At 37.0% G+C, this 14,646-nt stretch carries 15 protein-coding genes and 1 riboswitch; of the genes, 11 read left to right on the top strand and 4 right to left on the bottom strand.

Annotated features, from left to right (window positions below):
• Window positions 1-34: 34 nt before the first annotated feature.
• Entirely contained in the window at window positions 35-571 is a 537-nt protein-coding gene (locus NQZ71_RS12220; protein ID WP_275008077.1) for a ribonuclease H-like YkuK family protein, read from the bottom strand.
• Window positions 572-1,062: 491 nt separating this feature from the next.
• Here NQZ71_RS12220 and NQZ71_RS12215 point away from each other — a divergent pair, with 491 nt between their 5' ends.
• Both NQZ71_RS12215 and NQZ71_RS12210 read left to right on the top strand, forming a co-directional pair.
• Window positions 1,063-2,046, top strand: coding sequence for a metal-dependent hydrolase (locus tag NQZ71_RS12215; RefSeq protein WP_317010715.1), 984 nt, complete (start codon window positions 1,063-1,065; stop codon window positions 2,044-2,046).
• A gap of 15 nt (window positions 2,047-2,061) precedes the next feature.
• Window positions 2,062-3,198 carry an MGDG synthase family glycosyltransferase gene (locus NQZ71_RS12210; protein ID WP_317010714.1) on the top strand — a complete coding sequence of 379 codons (1,137 nt, stop codon included), beginning with the start codon at window positions 2,062-2,064 and terminating at the stop codon, window positions 3,196-3,198.
• A gap of 76 nt (window positions 3,199-3,274) precedes the next feature.
• Here NQZ71_RS12210 and NQZ71_RS12205 read toward each other — a convergent pair whose 3' ends face one another.
• Complete coding sequence (locus NQZ71_RS12205; protein ID WP_144454932.1) at window positions 3,275-4,096, bottom strand: alpha/beta fold hydrolase; 822 nt, start codon at window positions 4,094-4,096, stop codon at window positions 3,275-3,277.
• Window positions 4,097-4,357: 261 nt separating this feature from the next.
• On the opposite strand from NQZ71_RS12205, the gene NQZ71_RS12200 reads away from it, so the two are divergent.
• The gene (locus NQZ71_RS12200; RefSeq protein ID WP_144454933.1) at window positions 4,358-5,377 is read left to right on the top strand and encodes an STAS domain-containing protein; all 1,020 of its coding nucleotides are present in this window, start codon (window positions 4,358-4,360) and stop codon (window positions 5,375-5,377) included.
• An 84-nt stretch (window positions 5,378-5,461) separates the two neighbouring features.
• Here NQZ71_RS12200 and NQZ71_RS12195 read toward each other — a convergent pair whose 3' ends face one another.
• Entirely contained in the window at window positions 5,462-5,767 is a 306-nt protein-coding gene (locus NQZ71_RS12195; protein WP_186304046.1) for a DUF5658 family protein, read from the bottom strand.
• 213 nt (window positions 5,768-5,980) lie between these two features.
• On the opposite strand from NQZ71_RS12195, the gene NQZ71_RS12190 reads away from it, so the two are divergent.
• The 3 genes from NQZ71_RS12190 (at window position 5,981) to NQZ71_RS12180 (ending at window position 8,664) form a co-directional block, all read left to right on the top strand.
• Window positions 5,981-6,937, top strand: coding sequence for a tyrosine-type recombinase/integrase (locus NQZ71_RS12190; protein ID WP_275007578.1), 957 nt, complete (start codon window positions 5,981-5,983; stop codon window positions 6,935-6,937).
• 109 nt (window positions 6,938-7,046) lie between these two features.
• Entirely contained in the window at window positions 7,047-7,487 is a 441-nt protein-coding gene (locus NQZ71_RS12185) for an SRPBCC family protein (RefSeq protein ID WP_317010712.1), read from the top strand.
• A gap of 168 nt (window positions 7,488-7,655) precedes the next feature.
• Window positions 7,656-7,744, top strand: a riboswitch (cyclic di-GMP riboswitch).
• Between the two features lie 47 nt (window positions 7,745-7,791).
• Complete coding sequence (locus NQZ71_RS12180; RefSeq protein WP_317010711.1) at window positions 7,792-8,664, top strand: amidase; 873 nt, start codon at window positions 7,792-7,794, stop codon at window positions 8,662-8,664.
• Between the two features lie 316 nt (window positions 8,665-8,980).
• Here NQZ71_RS12180 and NQZ71_RS12175 read toward each other — a convergent pair whose 3' ends face one another.
• A complete protein-coding gene (locus NQZ71_RS12175) occupies window positions 8,981-9,979 on the bottom strand; it encodes an acrylyl-CoA reductase family protein (protein WP_144455948.1) in 999 nt (332 codons plus the stop codon).
• Between the two features lie 343 nt (window positions 9,980-10,322).
• Between NQZ71_RS12175 and NQZ71_RS12170 the strand changes: the two genes are divergently transcribed.
• The 5 genes from NQZ71_RS12170 (at window position 10,323) to NQZ71_RS12150 (ending at window position 14,627) form a co-directional block, all read left to right on the top strand.
• Entirely contained in the window at window positions 10,323-11,096 is a 774-nt protein-coding gene (locus NQZ71_RS12170; protein ID WP_317010710.1) for an MBL fold metallo-hydrolase, read from the top strand.
• A 310-nt stretch (window positions 11,097-11,406) separates the two neighbouring features.
• The gene (locus NQZ71_RS12165) at window positions 11,407-12,162 is read left to right on the top strand and encodes an exodeoxyribonuclease III (protein WP_144455944.1); all 756 of its coding nucleotides are present in this window, start codon (window positions 11,407-11,409) and stop codon (window positions 12,160-12,162) included.
• 141 nt (window positions 12,163-12,303) lie between these two features.
• Window positions 12,304-12,723 (top strand): MarR family winged helix-turn-helix transcriptional regulator, encoded by a 420-nt coding sequence (locus NQZ71_RS12160; protein ID WP_127741581.1) that lies wholly within the window; start codon window positions 12,304-12,306, stop codon window positions 12,721-12,723.
• A gap of 16 nt (window positions 12,724-12,739) precedes the next feature.
• Window positions 12,740-13,717 carry a ring-cleaving dioxygenase gene (locus NQZ71_RS12155; RefSeq protein ID WP_317010709.1) on the top strand — a complete coding sequence of 326 codons (978 nt, stop codon included), beginning with the start codon at window positions 12,740-12,742 and terminating at the stop codon, window positions 13,715-13,717.
• Window positions 13,718-13,826: 109 nt separating this feature from the next.
• The gene (locus NQZ71_RS12150; RefSeq protein WP_317010708.1) at window positions 13,827-14,627 is read left to right on the top strand and encodes an HAD family hydrolase; all 801 of its coding nucleotides are present in this window, start codon (window positions 13,827-13,829) and stop codon (window positions 14,625-14,627) included.
• Window positions 14,628-14,646 lie beyond the last annotated feature (19 nt).

Raw genomic sequence — 14,646 nt, 5'->3', positions numbered from 1 at the left:
GAATAAGGACAGGCTTTTTTTATGTAACAATGGGTCACTTTGTATATTTATTAGCATAGCTTGATGCAACAAACGAATCCGGTTTTATTTTTGGCTCAATTCCAGTTGATTCAATCCGAGCAACCATCTCATTAACAAACTCACTCGTTCTATTTCTTGAACCGCTGCCTATGTCGATATGGCCCTCCATTGAAAAAGTGGCTCCATTATAAATGAAGGGAAGAACGATATCAATCATCGTATTTTTTCTTTCCTCTGTAAATAAAGAGACAACTTCCTCTGTTAATGTTGTTTCATAAGAAATCTTTTCATGCAATGCTAACATCTTTCTTGGAACAATAGTCTTTCTAATACAAGCCCATGCTCCTTTGCCTTTATTTTGGATGACAATGCCAGTTATAAAGGTTGTATGCTGTGGATGAACCTGTGAATCCGTGCCTATCATCAATCGGTAATTTCCCCGAGGGTTTCTCGCCATAAAGCTAATAATACGCTGAAACACCACATCAAATGTCATAGAGTTTTCTTGAAGATTTTGAAATGTCATATTTGCCCAACTTTTCTCCGCCATCATAGCCCCTCCTTCAAACGTCTAAACATAATTAATGAAGTACTGTCTATACCTATTGTATGAACACTCTTAAAAAATAGCACCAAGCATTCCTGTCCTCCTAGTATATGCCATGCTTATTGCTACAGAGTGAGCAAATGCCTAATATATGTAAAGAAATACGTATTGAAATAGTAACAACAGATTAAAACGAGAAGGTATACCTGAAAAATGCTGAGCTTAGAAAATGCTAAATGGAGGTTTTGCAAGCACACTAGTTAAATGACTAATGTGGATCCACCATCACTACAGTCTATTAACTGTAAATCTAAATACAAATGGAAAGAATCTAAACATAATCTTTACATTAAACCATGAATGAAGGAACACATACAAAATATAATGAAGAACATATGGGGGGTGATTTATTATACGTGAAGACAAACCTATACATATTAATGTACTTGGAAATGAGCAATTTTGTTTGTTAAACAATGATAAGGAGTGATGAAATGGATACGAGTTCACACATCATCATAGGCTTAGGATTAGCAGCACTCGCTCACATTGATCCTGCTGTCGCTAATTCTGCTCCTTTGTCCCAAGCGGTGTTATTCGGTACAGTAATTGGTTCGAACGCTCCAGACTTTGACTATATTTATCGCATGAAAGGAAAAGGCAGTTATATCCGCAATCATCGTTCTACATCTCATTCTTTGTTTGCATTACCACTATGGAGTATTGCGGTTTCAGGTATAATTTATGCCTTTTTGCCAGAGGCATCGTTTCTCCATTTATTTTTATGGACTTTCTTAGCAGTTATACTTCATGTTTTTTTTGATTTATTTAATGTACATGGAACCCAAGTTTTACTTCCATTCTCCAAAAAGTGGATTGCGTTTGACTCGCTCCCATTAGTAGATCCTACTATTCTAGTAGTCCATTTATTTGGATTTTCCCTTCTGCCATTCTTTGCAATGGGTGAAGTGTTTTTAACTATTTATCTTTTTATTTTCCTGTACCTAGCTGTTCGAACCATTTCCACAGTGTTAGTAAAAAGAAATTTGCATCTCCATTTTCAAAACTCTATACGCATTAAATTGATTCCTCGTATTTCCTTATTTCATTGGGATGTCATTATCGAAACGAAAGAAGATTTTTTATTTGGCGTTTTCACAAAGGGCAGTCTTACTATTGATCATTCTCTTGTTAAAAAAATTACATTTCCTGATTTAGTGTCAGAAAGCAAAAACCATCCACTTGTTTCAGATTTTCTATCAAGTACCCAATACGCCTATCCTTTTGTACTAAAACGTAAAAATGGCTACCTAGTCTATTGGAAGGATCTTCGATTTCGCACAAATAAATTCTTTCCTATTCTTACAATCATTGCAGTATCAGCAGACCATAAGATGAATGAAGGCTTTATCGGCACATTATACTCCTTAAAACAATACAAGCAGGTAATCAAACAATTAAAAAATACGGCATCTTAAAGAAGGGCTGATTTTATGGAAAAGAAATTACTGATTATTTCTTCTGATATTACAGGACACGGTCATAAAAGTATTACAGAATCATTATGCGAAAAAGTCCAAACTTATCAAGATGTCGAAATCTTTGTAGTAGATGGATTTTCTCTTGGTAAACGATTGCTTTTAAAAATTGGCCAATCCTACGGGCCAATCATCAGAAATTCAGAGCATCTTTGGAAGATGATTTGGAAGTTATCTGCGTTAAAACCGCAGCTAGTTGACAATTTTATCGAATCATTGATTAGGGAAAACTTTCTCAAATTACTAGAGGAAATCCAGCCGGATATGATTTTATCTGTTCATCCTAACTTTAATGGCTCCATCTTAAATATATTAGAAAAGCAAAAAATCCAAATTCCATTTTTTACACTTATTGCTGACCTTGTTAACATTTTTCCACTTTGGGCAGATAAAAGGGCCCATTACATAATTAGCCCTACATATGAAGCACAAAATAAATGTATTGAATTTGGAATTCCAGATGAAAAAATAAAGGTTTCGGGGTTTCCAGTACGTTCGCGCTTTTTTCCAAAATGTAATGCGCGTAAGCTTTATAGGGAAGGCCAGTCATTAACATGCTTGATTATGAGTGGTGGTGAAGGTGTAGGGAATATGAAAAAAATAGCAGAAAATCTCTTGGATCATTTCGAGTGCCACGTTAAAATAGTAGCTGGAAAAAATACAACACTCAAAACAAAGCTCGAAATGTCACTGAAATCCAAATATGGCGATCGCGTCGAAATATATGGGTTTACAAAAAACATTCAAGATTTAATGCTAGCAGCTGATATTGCGTTTACAAGAGGAAGCCCGAATGTTATGTTTGAGGCAATTGCCACAAATACGCCACTTATTATTACTGGTGCGTTACCTGGTCAAGAAGAGGATAATCCAAGCTTTGCTGAGAACTCTAATTTAGGAGTAGTGTGCAAAAAACCAAAGGAAATAAAAGATACATTAGCCAATTTACTCGAAAATAATGGGGAAAAGCTAAATGAAATGATAATAAGTCAACGGAATTTTATTAATACAAAGGCAGCAGAGGACATTCTTCAATTTATTTTAGACGCTGGGGAACCTTATTATGAAGAAGCAAAGGAAAAGCTGTCTTAAAGTACTCTCAAATAGCTAACTTAAAAGGCCGTTGAAGGATTACCTTTTAAGTTAGTTTTTTATGTACCTGTGCCTGTTAGACCATGTGCATCATAATATTTTTAAAGACAAGCTCAGGCTGTTCCTCTGTAATTAAATGGCCGGTTTTTTTATAGGTAATTAACCGTGCGTCTGGCAAATCACGAACAAGCCGTTTGCCTATCTCCAATGGAACAACTCGATCCTCCTCACCCCAAATTAATAGTGTGGGGGCATGAATATCTTGAAGCTGGTTTGGCAATAAATCCCCTTCGCGATGACGAAGAAGACGGATTAAAGCTTTATAAAATCCTTTTTCACTCAATGGTTTACCGAATTCTTCAATCATTTCATCATTGATTAATGTTTTGTCAAAAAACACATTATTTAAATGATGTCTAACCCCTTTTTTTTGCACATAATAATAGGCGAGTTTATCAAATAACGGCAAATAGGAAGTGTAAATAAGCGCTTTTCTCGCCCGCTTTAAGTACCCAGAGCTGCATAATAAAACTAATTTACTTACTCTCTCTGGAGCGAGTAATGCCATATTAAGGGCTATTTGTCCTCCCATAGAATGTGCTACAATAGAAAAATTAGAGTATCCAAACTGATTCATACATTCTAGCAATAGCTTTGCATAGTTTTGAAAGCTATAAATGAATGAGGTGGATTTATCACTTTTTCCAAAGCCAGGAAGGTCGATGGCGATGACAGAATAGTGCTTCTGCAGAAAAGGGATAACTCGGCGGAAGGTATAGGTTGAGGATGCAAAGCCATGGATAAGAACAATCGGTGGTTTTTCATTTATTATGTATTCACAATACAAATTAATTCCAGCGACATTAAGATAAGTTTGTTTTAATTCACAATAGGTCATTCGTGCTCCACTCCTCCATGAATGAATAATGTTTTTATTATTAAACAATTTGGGCGAGAGGATACAAAAAATTTCATATGAATTTGCTGCGGATTAGTTATAATAACAAAAGGTGAAACTTAGGGTAATAGTTAAAATTAAACGACAACATCAGCAAAAAAAATGCAAATATAGGTTTAAAATCAGGTAAAAAGGTGTATATATGCAAGGTGAATATACATAAATAGAGAAAAAGAAAATGAGCGTATGAAGGGGAATAAGATGAGCAATAATTCGTCCATTAATATTGGTGGTTTAAACTTTGAATGGGAATTAGAAAAAGGCAGGTTTATATTTGAACAACAAGATTCTGTACTTTTCTGGATTTCCAGTGCAATGAGAACTTTTTTTGATACAATTGAGGAAATTTCCGGTGAGGAGGCATCCACCTTAGTATTTGAAGCTACAGGCTTTAGACAAGGGCTTGTTGTAGGTGATTACTTTGAAAAGATGAAGGATGTGGATGTGAAGGAAGCAGCTACTCTCATAACAGCTACATACGCATCTGCAGGCTGGGGCTTAGCAGATATCCTTGACTTGGATTTCACGAACAAAACATTAACAGCACATATAAAAGACAGCTGGGAACATAAAATAAACGTTGAACAAGGCAAGAAAAAAGGCGGTCATTTTTTAGCTGCACATTATGCAGGGATTTTCACAAAATTATTCGGTACAAATATTTGGTATAAGGTTGTGCAGGAACAGCTTGAGGGCTATGAATACAGTATCATCGAGTATTTCCCTTCCAATATAACTGTATCAGACAATATCCATGAACTGGCGCGAAAGAAAGAATCAGAACAGATATCTCAATTGGAGCAGGTTGTGGAGGAAAAAACAAAAGAGCTGAAAGACCTTGTTAAAAGAATCTCCTCTCCGATTATACCTGTCCATGATGACATCGTGATTGTTCCGCTACTAGGCAAGTATGATGAAGATCGTTCAGAATTACTCGTAACAAATACACTGAATAATTTGCCTCAATACAAAGCAAGTTATTTAGTTTTAGACTTAACTGGCTTGGATCGAGATATTAGTCAGCATACAGCAAGTCTTTTAGAAAAAATCGGTTCAGCGGCTAACCTAATTGGAATTAAAACAATTTTAGTTGGAATATCACCAGAACTGAGCATCGTCGTATCACAGGCAAACATTAACTTATCACAATTTGACTGCTTCCAAACATTAAAGCATGGCATTCATTATGCTTTAGGACAGCTTGGCAGAAAAATTATTTAAAAAACAAACTCCTTATCTCGTCGATAAGGAGTTATTCTTTGTGGACAGATATTATTAGTTTACATAATATAATTATATTAAACTTTAAAGTGCGTATGTAATCCAAGTAAGATGGACAGCGAATATACTCACATATAATAGTAGCGGTATAGATAGAATCAATCTCCAGGTCTTCACATGCTTTGTTGTGAAATAAGCGGCTAGAATAAACAGAAAAATCGATAAAGCGATTTTACAGCATAAAAACAAATAAGGAGACAGCTCCCAAATGGAACTCATTAACGGATTTGCTTCACCAATCAACTGGAGGTGCATACCGATATATGTCAATATTCCATCAGCTAAATTTAAAATACCAATTGACCAAAACAGAATCTTTATTGGAAACACCTCATATATAAGCTTTCGACAGCTTGTTATTTCTACTAATTATCCCAATAAATTGTAATAAATTAAATAGGTCATAACACGCAGATGCTAACTTAATTCCTTTGTAGCAGTTTTGACTGCATTACCGCGCATAATATCTCTTATGTGCGGTTTTTTAAGGAATATAGTATAATAAATAATAGATAAAAGTCGAAGATTGGTGGTTTATTAGAGATGGATAATCGGTTATTGGCAGAATGGTATGAGGAAGAAGTCACTATCTTTAAAACAGAAATGGATAATAAAGACTACAGTAAGTTTACAATGGAGAACTATGTACGAGATATATACTTGTTTTTAGAATTTATGACTCGTAAAAAACAAGAAAAAGTAGAATTGAATGATGTGAAAAAACTGCATATTACTCTTTTTATGAATGAATTGAAAACGAAGCGAGGCAATAGTGCCACATCAAGGAATAGACGACTGACGGCATTAAGATCGTTTTTTAAGTGCTTGATGGATTACGAGTTACTTCATAAAAACATTGCAGCTGAATTAGAAAGTGCAAAGGAGCAAAAAGGGAAGTTGCCGAGTTATTTAGAAAAGGATGAGCTGAAGGCATTTTTTGATATGATCAGTATTGTATCTCAAAAGCAGCATCAAAGAAGAAATAAGGTGATGATGGGCTTGATGGCTTTTGCTGGCTTGCGCGTTTCCGAGATACATATATTGAATATCTCCTCGATTCAAACTGGAAAAAGAGGACTGCAGGTGTTAGGGAAAGGGAATAAAACGAGATATATTCCGTTGCCTATAAAGCTTTATGAGGAGTTAATGGCTTATATAAAGGAAGATAGAATTCTACCGATGCGAGGAAATGAGGATGCCTTATTTATCTCAAGACGAGGAAAAAGGATTTCTAGAAGACGGATACAGGAAATAACAGAGCGAATCTGCGACAGTATTGAACAGGAATACCCAGAATACAATTGGAAGCAAAAGTCTATTTCCAGCCATAAGCTGAGACATAGCTTTGCAACACACCTCGTTAGGGACGGAAGAGATATTCGTACCATTCAAGAGCTGTTAGGACACACCAATTTAAACACAACCCAAAAATATACACATGTGTCTGATAATCAAAAGGAAAAAGCGATGGAAATGGAGTTATCAGATTACTTTTATTAAGAAACAATAATTATATTATGTAAACTAATTAAAAATCCTTTTGGCAAACATACTTTCTTCCTATATGAATATGCATAGTAATAGACATGAAGAGAAGGAAGTGTGAGCAATGCCTAGTAAAAAACATAGTGTAATTGTTAAAGCACCGCTTGAAAAAGTCTGGGATTTTGTCAGGTCGATGGATAATTGGGCTCCGTTAGTTCCTGGTTATATTCAGCATCAGATCATCTCTGATTTAGTTTCAACATGGGAATTTAAGACAGATATCGGCTTCATAAAGAAAAAAATTTCTTTACGAATAGATATACTGAAATGGGAGGAACCATCTCAAGTTTCTTTTAAGCTGACAGGAATAAATGAAAAATTTATCGGGAGCGGCTATTTTTCAGCACAGCAGATTGGAGAAACGCAAACGAAAATGACCGGTTACTTAGAAATTAACGCATTTGGTACATTTGCCCCGATGGTTAATAGTGTGCTTGAGCCGAAATTAGATGAAATTACACAGGAATTAACGATAGAGGTTTGTAAAGCAATTGAACAAAGGTGATTATAATTTTATTATGTAAACTAGAAATATCTTTTCTGACTGACAAGCTTATGAAAAAAAGTATTTTAAGTAATTTATCCCTGTTTACCATAATTTTCATCTATTCATTGTGAGAAAAGTACTAGGAAAAAAGGTTGGATGACGCTATAATATAGATAACTAAAATATATCTGAAAAGGGCAAACTTGTTGAAAAGCAAGGACGCAAAGCTATGGGCCTAACCGTTTATAAAAACAAATGGCTGCCAAGCTGCCAGACTTCTCCTTTGGATTGGTCTAGGCTTTTCTAAAGGAGAAGTATAATAATGAAGAAACTAGCAATTTTAATTTTGGTGGTGGGCTTAATGCTACCTTCTATCCATACAAATGCTGCTGTAAACAGCAAAACAAATGCAACTTGGATTTGGAATCCATGGTCACTAACAACCGCAGCTGGACAAAATAAAGTCATTAATTTCCTTGTGAAAAATAGTGTGACAGACGTGTACCTGCAAATTGACCAAGAGGTTGAACGGAAAACATATCAACAGTTTATTGCTAAAGCTACTACAAACGATATCAGTGTTCATGCATTAGACGGTGCTTCGAAATGGGCATTGGCAGGCGGACAAGCATATGCGGACAGCATGTTTACTTGGCTAAAGAATTACCAAAAGAACAGTGCTGCAAATCAACGCTTCAGTGGTGTACATCTTGATGTTGAACCGTATATATTAACAGAATGGAACACAGACAGAGATGATGTTGTACTAGCTTATCAGAAGCTGATTAAGCGTAGTAGTCAGTTAAGCACTAATTTAAGCTTAGATTTAAGTATTGATATGCCATTTTGGTTTGATGAAATTACATTTGCCAACACATATGGAAAAAGCAATCTTGCGAAATGGGCAATCAAAAACACAGATTCTGTCACAATTATGGCATACCGAAATACAGCATCAGGTGCAAACGGCATTAATACACTTGTGAAAACAGAAGTACAGTATGCGAAGAATGCAGGCAAATCAATCAATATTGGTGTCGAAACTGGTGAGTCAGCAGAGGGTTCCAATATCAGCTTTTATGAAAAAAGTAAAGCATATATGAAAAACGAGCTTGCAAAAGTAGCAAAAGCATATCCGCAAGAAAACGTTAATCTTGCTGTCCATTATATTGATACATGGATGCAAATGAAGTAAAAGAGGCTGGGACAAAACAAAAGATAACCTTTCTAAACACGAATAATAAATTTTAAGTAAGTGAATCCGCATAAAAAGCCGAACTATTTAATCAATCAGCGATTAAATAGTTCGGCTTTTTTGTGTTTTTAAGGTTTACTACACTGATTAGAAAACTTAGTGGAATGGAGCGGAGGTCACTCGACTCCTGCGAGAATTAGAGGACGCTTTAGACCCCGCAGGCGAAGACGAGGAGGCTCAGCTTCCTCCCCGCGGAAAGCGAGTGGCTGCAGCGCAATGAAACGAACTAATTTTAACCCCCAGCCTCTTTTCTTATTTATCCTTTTATATTTGCAATAATTCTGCCGCGGATTCCGCCTTTTAGAATAGTTGGCAGAAGGTCAGGAAGTTCATCAAGTGAAACTTCTTTGGCGATAAATGGAGTAAAGTCATCGATTTTTAAGTCGGAGGCAACTCGTTCCCACACTTTCAGTCTTGTCTCCATCGGACAGTAAACCGAATCTATTCCTAATATATTAACGCCTCTTAATATAAATGGATAAACGGATGTTGGCACATCTCCGCCACCAGTTAAGCCGCTAACAGCTACAGAGCCGTTATATTGCAGTTTGCTTGCAATAGCTGCTAATGTAGCTCCACCGACAGGATCGATTGCCCCAGCCCATTGCTGCTTCTCTAATGTCTTCAGATTGCCGTTATAAACTTCATCTCTGGAAATGATGCTGCCAGCACCGATAGCTGTTAAATATTCATGCTCCGATTCCTTGCCTGTACTAGCTTCAACGTTATAGCCGAGCTTCGCAAGCATCGCAACACCGAAACTTCCAACTCCGCCTGTTGCGCCTGTCACAAGCACTTTCCCATTTTCAGGCTTTAAGCCATTTTCTTCTAGGCGCAATACCGATAATGCAGCAGTAAAGCCAGCTGTTCCGATAATCATCGCTTCTTTTAATGAAAGACCTTCTGGAAGCGGCACAATATAATCTGCCGGGATATTTGCGTATTGACTATAACCGCCACTGTGAGATACACCAATCTCATAGCTGGTTGCAATTACTTTATCTCCCGTTTTGTATCGATCATCGTCCGATTCGACAACAACACCTGCTAAATCAATACCAGGGATATGTGGATAGGAACGAACGATTTTTCCGTTAGGCACACTCGCGAGACCATCTTTATAATTTATTCCTGAATAATGCACTTCTATTAATACATTGCCTTTAGACAGCTTGTCCAAGTTTACTTGTTCTACACGCAAAGAGAAATCTTCGTCTTGTTTATTTACAACAACTGCTTTAAATGTATCTATCATTATGTTCACCTCGGTGTCATCTTATCATTTTTTTTCGTGCATGGTCAAAATATCCAACTTGGCTATATACGAGTAATACAGGTTATTAGCATGGAACGGCATCAATGGGATGACTGAACATCATACATTGCCAAGGAAGCATCTGCCTTTTTTTATACATTACGAGTCGATTGATCTTAGGCCTATCTTGGGTTTGAGCATAAAACAAAGGAAGCTATCTTTCCATAAATAATACACTCGTATTATCCTTTTTCTCTAAGGGTTTCAATGACCACTTAAAAATGTATTTTTTGTGTCAAATTAAAATGTTAGGTAATACTAAATGAAAAAAGGAGACATCTACATGAAAATAGCAAGTGATGTTTATGGATATAAAACAGCTATCGCCAATATAGCTCTAGTAGGAGGATTAGGGAAGGACAAGCAAGATTGGGTATTGGTCGATGCAGGCATACCATATTCCGCCAAATTTATTTTGCAATATGCTAAATCATTATTTGGTGAAAAAAAACCAATCGCAATCATCTTGACACATGGCCATTTTGATCACATCGGTGCATTGGAAACCTTGCTGCATGAGTGGGATGTGCCGATATATGCCCATAGCGAGGAAATGCCCTATTTAACTGGCGAAGAGGTTTATTCAAGACCAACACCATTTATTGTGAAGGGCGTTATGTCGTTTTTGTCGCCATTTTATCCTCGTGATGGTATTCAGCTACATTCTAACTTGAAAGTACTACAGCCAGGAGAAGAGCTGAATTTCATGGAGGGGTGGGAGTGCATCCATACACCAGGACACACAAAAGGGCATATTTCCTTATACAGAAAAAAGGACGGATTGCTGTTGGCAGGAGATGCCTTCGTTACTGTTAAACAAGAATCCTTATTTGCGGTATTAACACAGAAAGAGGAGCTGCATGGACCACCAGCGTATTTCACTCCAAACAGAGCGGAAAGCAGAGAGTCTATCATGAAGCTGGCAAAACTGGAGCCGAGCATCATCTACACAGGACACGGCAAACCACTTTATGGGAAAGACCAAATTGCCAAAGGACTTTATCGACTCATCCGCCATTATGATGTCGGCTATGCAGAATCACCAACTATAGTATAGTAAGTATTCTTAATGCCAATTCTAGTATTGACTATAAAACGGAACTAGTGTGCAATCTCTTGACATGTTGCATACTAGTTCCGTTTTTTTGCACTGTAGTGGTTAAAAGTAGAGTGAGCTTTAGTCTTGTCCACAGTTAAGCAAAGAACTAAAAGTAATTGTATTAAAATAAGGTAGATAAAGTAACTAGTCTTTTGAGGTACTTTCTTTTTCATAAAGTATTTTCATGGAAAGATATATTACTTTATTCACTGCTTTATTCATGGTAATCTATTAACTTAGTAAAACTTATAGGTAAGGAGCAATACAAATGAAGCTAGTAACATGGAATGTTAATGGAATTAGAGCTTGTGTGAAAAAGGGCTTTTTAGATTTTTTTCATGAAATAGATGCTGATATTTTTTGTATACAAGAATCAAAGCTGCAAGAAGGGCAGATTCAATTAGATTTAGAGGGATATCATCAATTTTGGAATTATGCGGAGCGTAAAGGGTACTCTGGAACGGCTGTCTTTAGTAAACAGAAGCCGCTAAGTGTCACATATGGTATAGGTGAGGATTTCGAAGAGCTGGAAGGACGCGCGATTACGTTAGAGTTTCCTGAATTTTATTTGCTGAATGTATATACGCCTAACTCTAAACGAGATTTAAGCCGCTTGCCATATAGAATGGAATGGGAAAAGCAGCTAAAGATGTATATTCAAGCACTTGATGAGAAGAAACCAGTCATATACTGTGGAGACTTAAATGTAGCCCACCAGGAAATTGACTTGAAAAATGCTAAATCTAACCTTGGGAACTCTGGGTTTACAATAGAGGAGCGAGGAGAAATGACAAGCCTTCTTGATGCAGGATTCATTGACAGCTTCCGTTATCTTTATCCAGATAGAGGAGATGTATATACATGGTGGTCATACATGGCGAAGGTCAGAGAGCGGAATATTGGTTGGAGAATCGATTATTTCATCCTTTCTGAACGCTTGAAGGACCTGCTTGTCGATACAGAAATACATTGTAATGTGTTAGGAAGCGACCATTGTCCAGTAATGTTGGAAATTAATATGTAAAAGTAGAGGCTCAAGCGCTGTATCGCTTGAGCTTTTTTTGAGCATAAATTTCGGTAATAAATATTGACTGTTCGTCAGTTTAGGGGTAAACTGATAATATAAGTTAATCACTAAACTGATAAATAACAAGGTGAATAAACAATGAAAACCAAAAGGAATACAAGGCTAGGTGTTTTATTATGGTTCCGTTTATCTAGGTTTTATAACAAAAGCAACAGAAAAAGCAATCAGCATTTAAAGGAATTTGGGTTAAATGTCGCCCAGCTCGATATGATTGCCCAAATAGGTCAAACTAATTCCATCTCACAGCAGGAGCTTGCAGACAAACTGCTTGTGTCAAAAGGAAATATAACGCAGCTCCTGAAAAAAATGGAGGAGCAGGGTTTGATTGAAAGAAGGCAGGAGTGGAAAACGAAATACGTTTCCTTGACGGAAAAAGGCCAAAACCTGTATCGTGATGCGATTCCTAAACAAGAGGAGTTTCAAGCAGCACAGTTTGAAGCATTAACAGAAGCAGAAATGAAGCAGTTACTTGGACTGCTGAAAAAAATTCAGAAATAGAAAGAAGGAAAAAACAATGATGTTTAAAGGTATCCATCATGTTTCAGCAATGACATCAAAAGCAGTACAAAACTATGACTTTTACACAAAGGTATTAGGCATGCGTCTTATTAAAAAAACGGTTAATCAAGATGATACATCTGTTTATCATTTATTTTATGGAGATGAAAAAGGTAATCCAGGTACAGAGCTTACTTTCTTTGAAATTCCGAACCTTGCTCCAAACAGAGAAGGTGTCAGCAGTATTTCAGCACTGTCGCTGCGTGTTCCGAGTGATGCTTCCTTACAATATTGGGTGGAGCGATTTGATGAACTGCAAATTTCTCATGGAGGGATAATAGAGCGTGCTGGACGTAAGGCGTTGGAATTCCGTGATTTTGAAAGTCAGCGCTTCTTCCTTGTGTCAGATGAACATAATGAAGGCGTTAAGGCAGGTGCACCATGGAAAAAAGGACCAATTCCATTAGAGCATGCCATTGTTGGACTTGGGCCAGTGCAATTGACAGTGCGTAAACCACAGCCAACAATCCGAGTTTTAACAGAAATCATGGGCTTTCGTGCAAGTGGCCAATTTTCTTCTCATCTAGAAAATCAACCAGATATTCTTGTCTTTGAAACAGGTGAAGGAGGCAGTGGTGCCGAGGTTCATATCGAGGAAAGAACAGATCTGCCTGTACAACGTCTTGGCAGAGGCGGAGTCCATCATGTGGCCTTCCGTGTTGATGATGAGGAAGAGCTGTATGAATGGATAAATAAAGTAAATGAATCGAGATTTCAAAACTCTGGTTTCGTTGACCGCTTCTACTTTAAATCTCTTTATTTCAGAGAGCCTAATGGCATTTTATTTGAGCTTGCGACAGACGGGCCTGGCTTTGATACAGATGAGCATATCGACCATCTTGGTGAATCATTGGCACTGCCGCCGTTCTTAGAGCCGCAGCGAGCAGAAATTGAAGCGAAACTTAAACCCCTCGACACATCACTTGACCAATAATTTAGCGGGGAGGCAATAAGACCTCCTCTTTTTTGCATGCAAAAAGCTGTCTATTGGTAGGTCTTATGTTTATAATACTAAGAGAACAGTACTAAGGGGGAAGACGAAAATGAAATGTGTATCTATTGATCTGGACGGCACACTTTTGGATGACCAGCACCAGATTTCCGAAAAAAATAGACAAGTAATTCAACAAATGAAGGATAATCATATAGAGGTTATTTTAAATACAGGAAGACAGTATGCCGATGTTATTAGAGTTGCAGGTGTTGCTGAGCTAAAGCTGCCTATTTTCTGTTTAAATGGAAGCATGATGTATGCAGAAAACGGTGAGCTTCTTTATGAAACAACGCTTGCAGAGGAATTATATTTTGAGCTTTTGGCTAAATTGAAGCCACTTAATGTTGGCATTCTTGTCTATACGAATAAAGGTGGATTCCCTGGTACATTGCCTTCATTAAGAGGAAAATCATGGGATGAAATTCAGCAAATGTTTGACAGTCAGGACTATGAAGGCATCGTTGCACAAAAAGACATTAAGATTTATAAATTAATTGCTGTCGTTAATGAAACAGAAATTGATAGGATTGATACGGTAAAAAACACGCTTAAAGAGCTATCTAGTGTCTCCTTTTCATCTTCTTTTCCTAATAACTGTGAGATTACATCAAGCACTGCTCAAAAGGGGAAGGCAATCAGACGCTACGAAAACATGAAAAAAATCGTTTTTGATGAAATATATTCATTTGGTGATGGAGGAAATGATGTAACTCAATTTGAAGTATCGACTAGATCATTCGCCATGGAAAATGCACCGGATGAAATAAAGAAAAGAGCAAGCGATATAACAAAAAGCAACAACGATGATGGGGTAGCTTATGCTGTCACTGAAATCCTGAAGCTTGTTTAATACTTGTATTTCTTTTTAG

Origin of the sequence: Niallia taxi, from assembly GCF_032818155.1 — a bacterium.
Lineage (GTDB): Bacteria > Bacillota > Bacilli > Bacillales > Cytobacillaceae > Niallia > Niallia taxi_A.
This window is presented reverse-complemented; position numbering and strand designations above follow the sequence as displayed.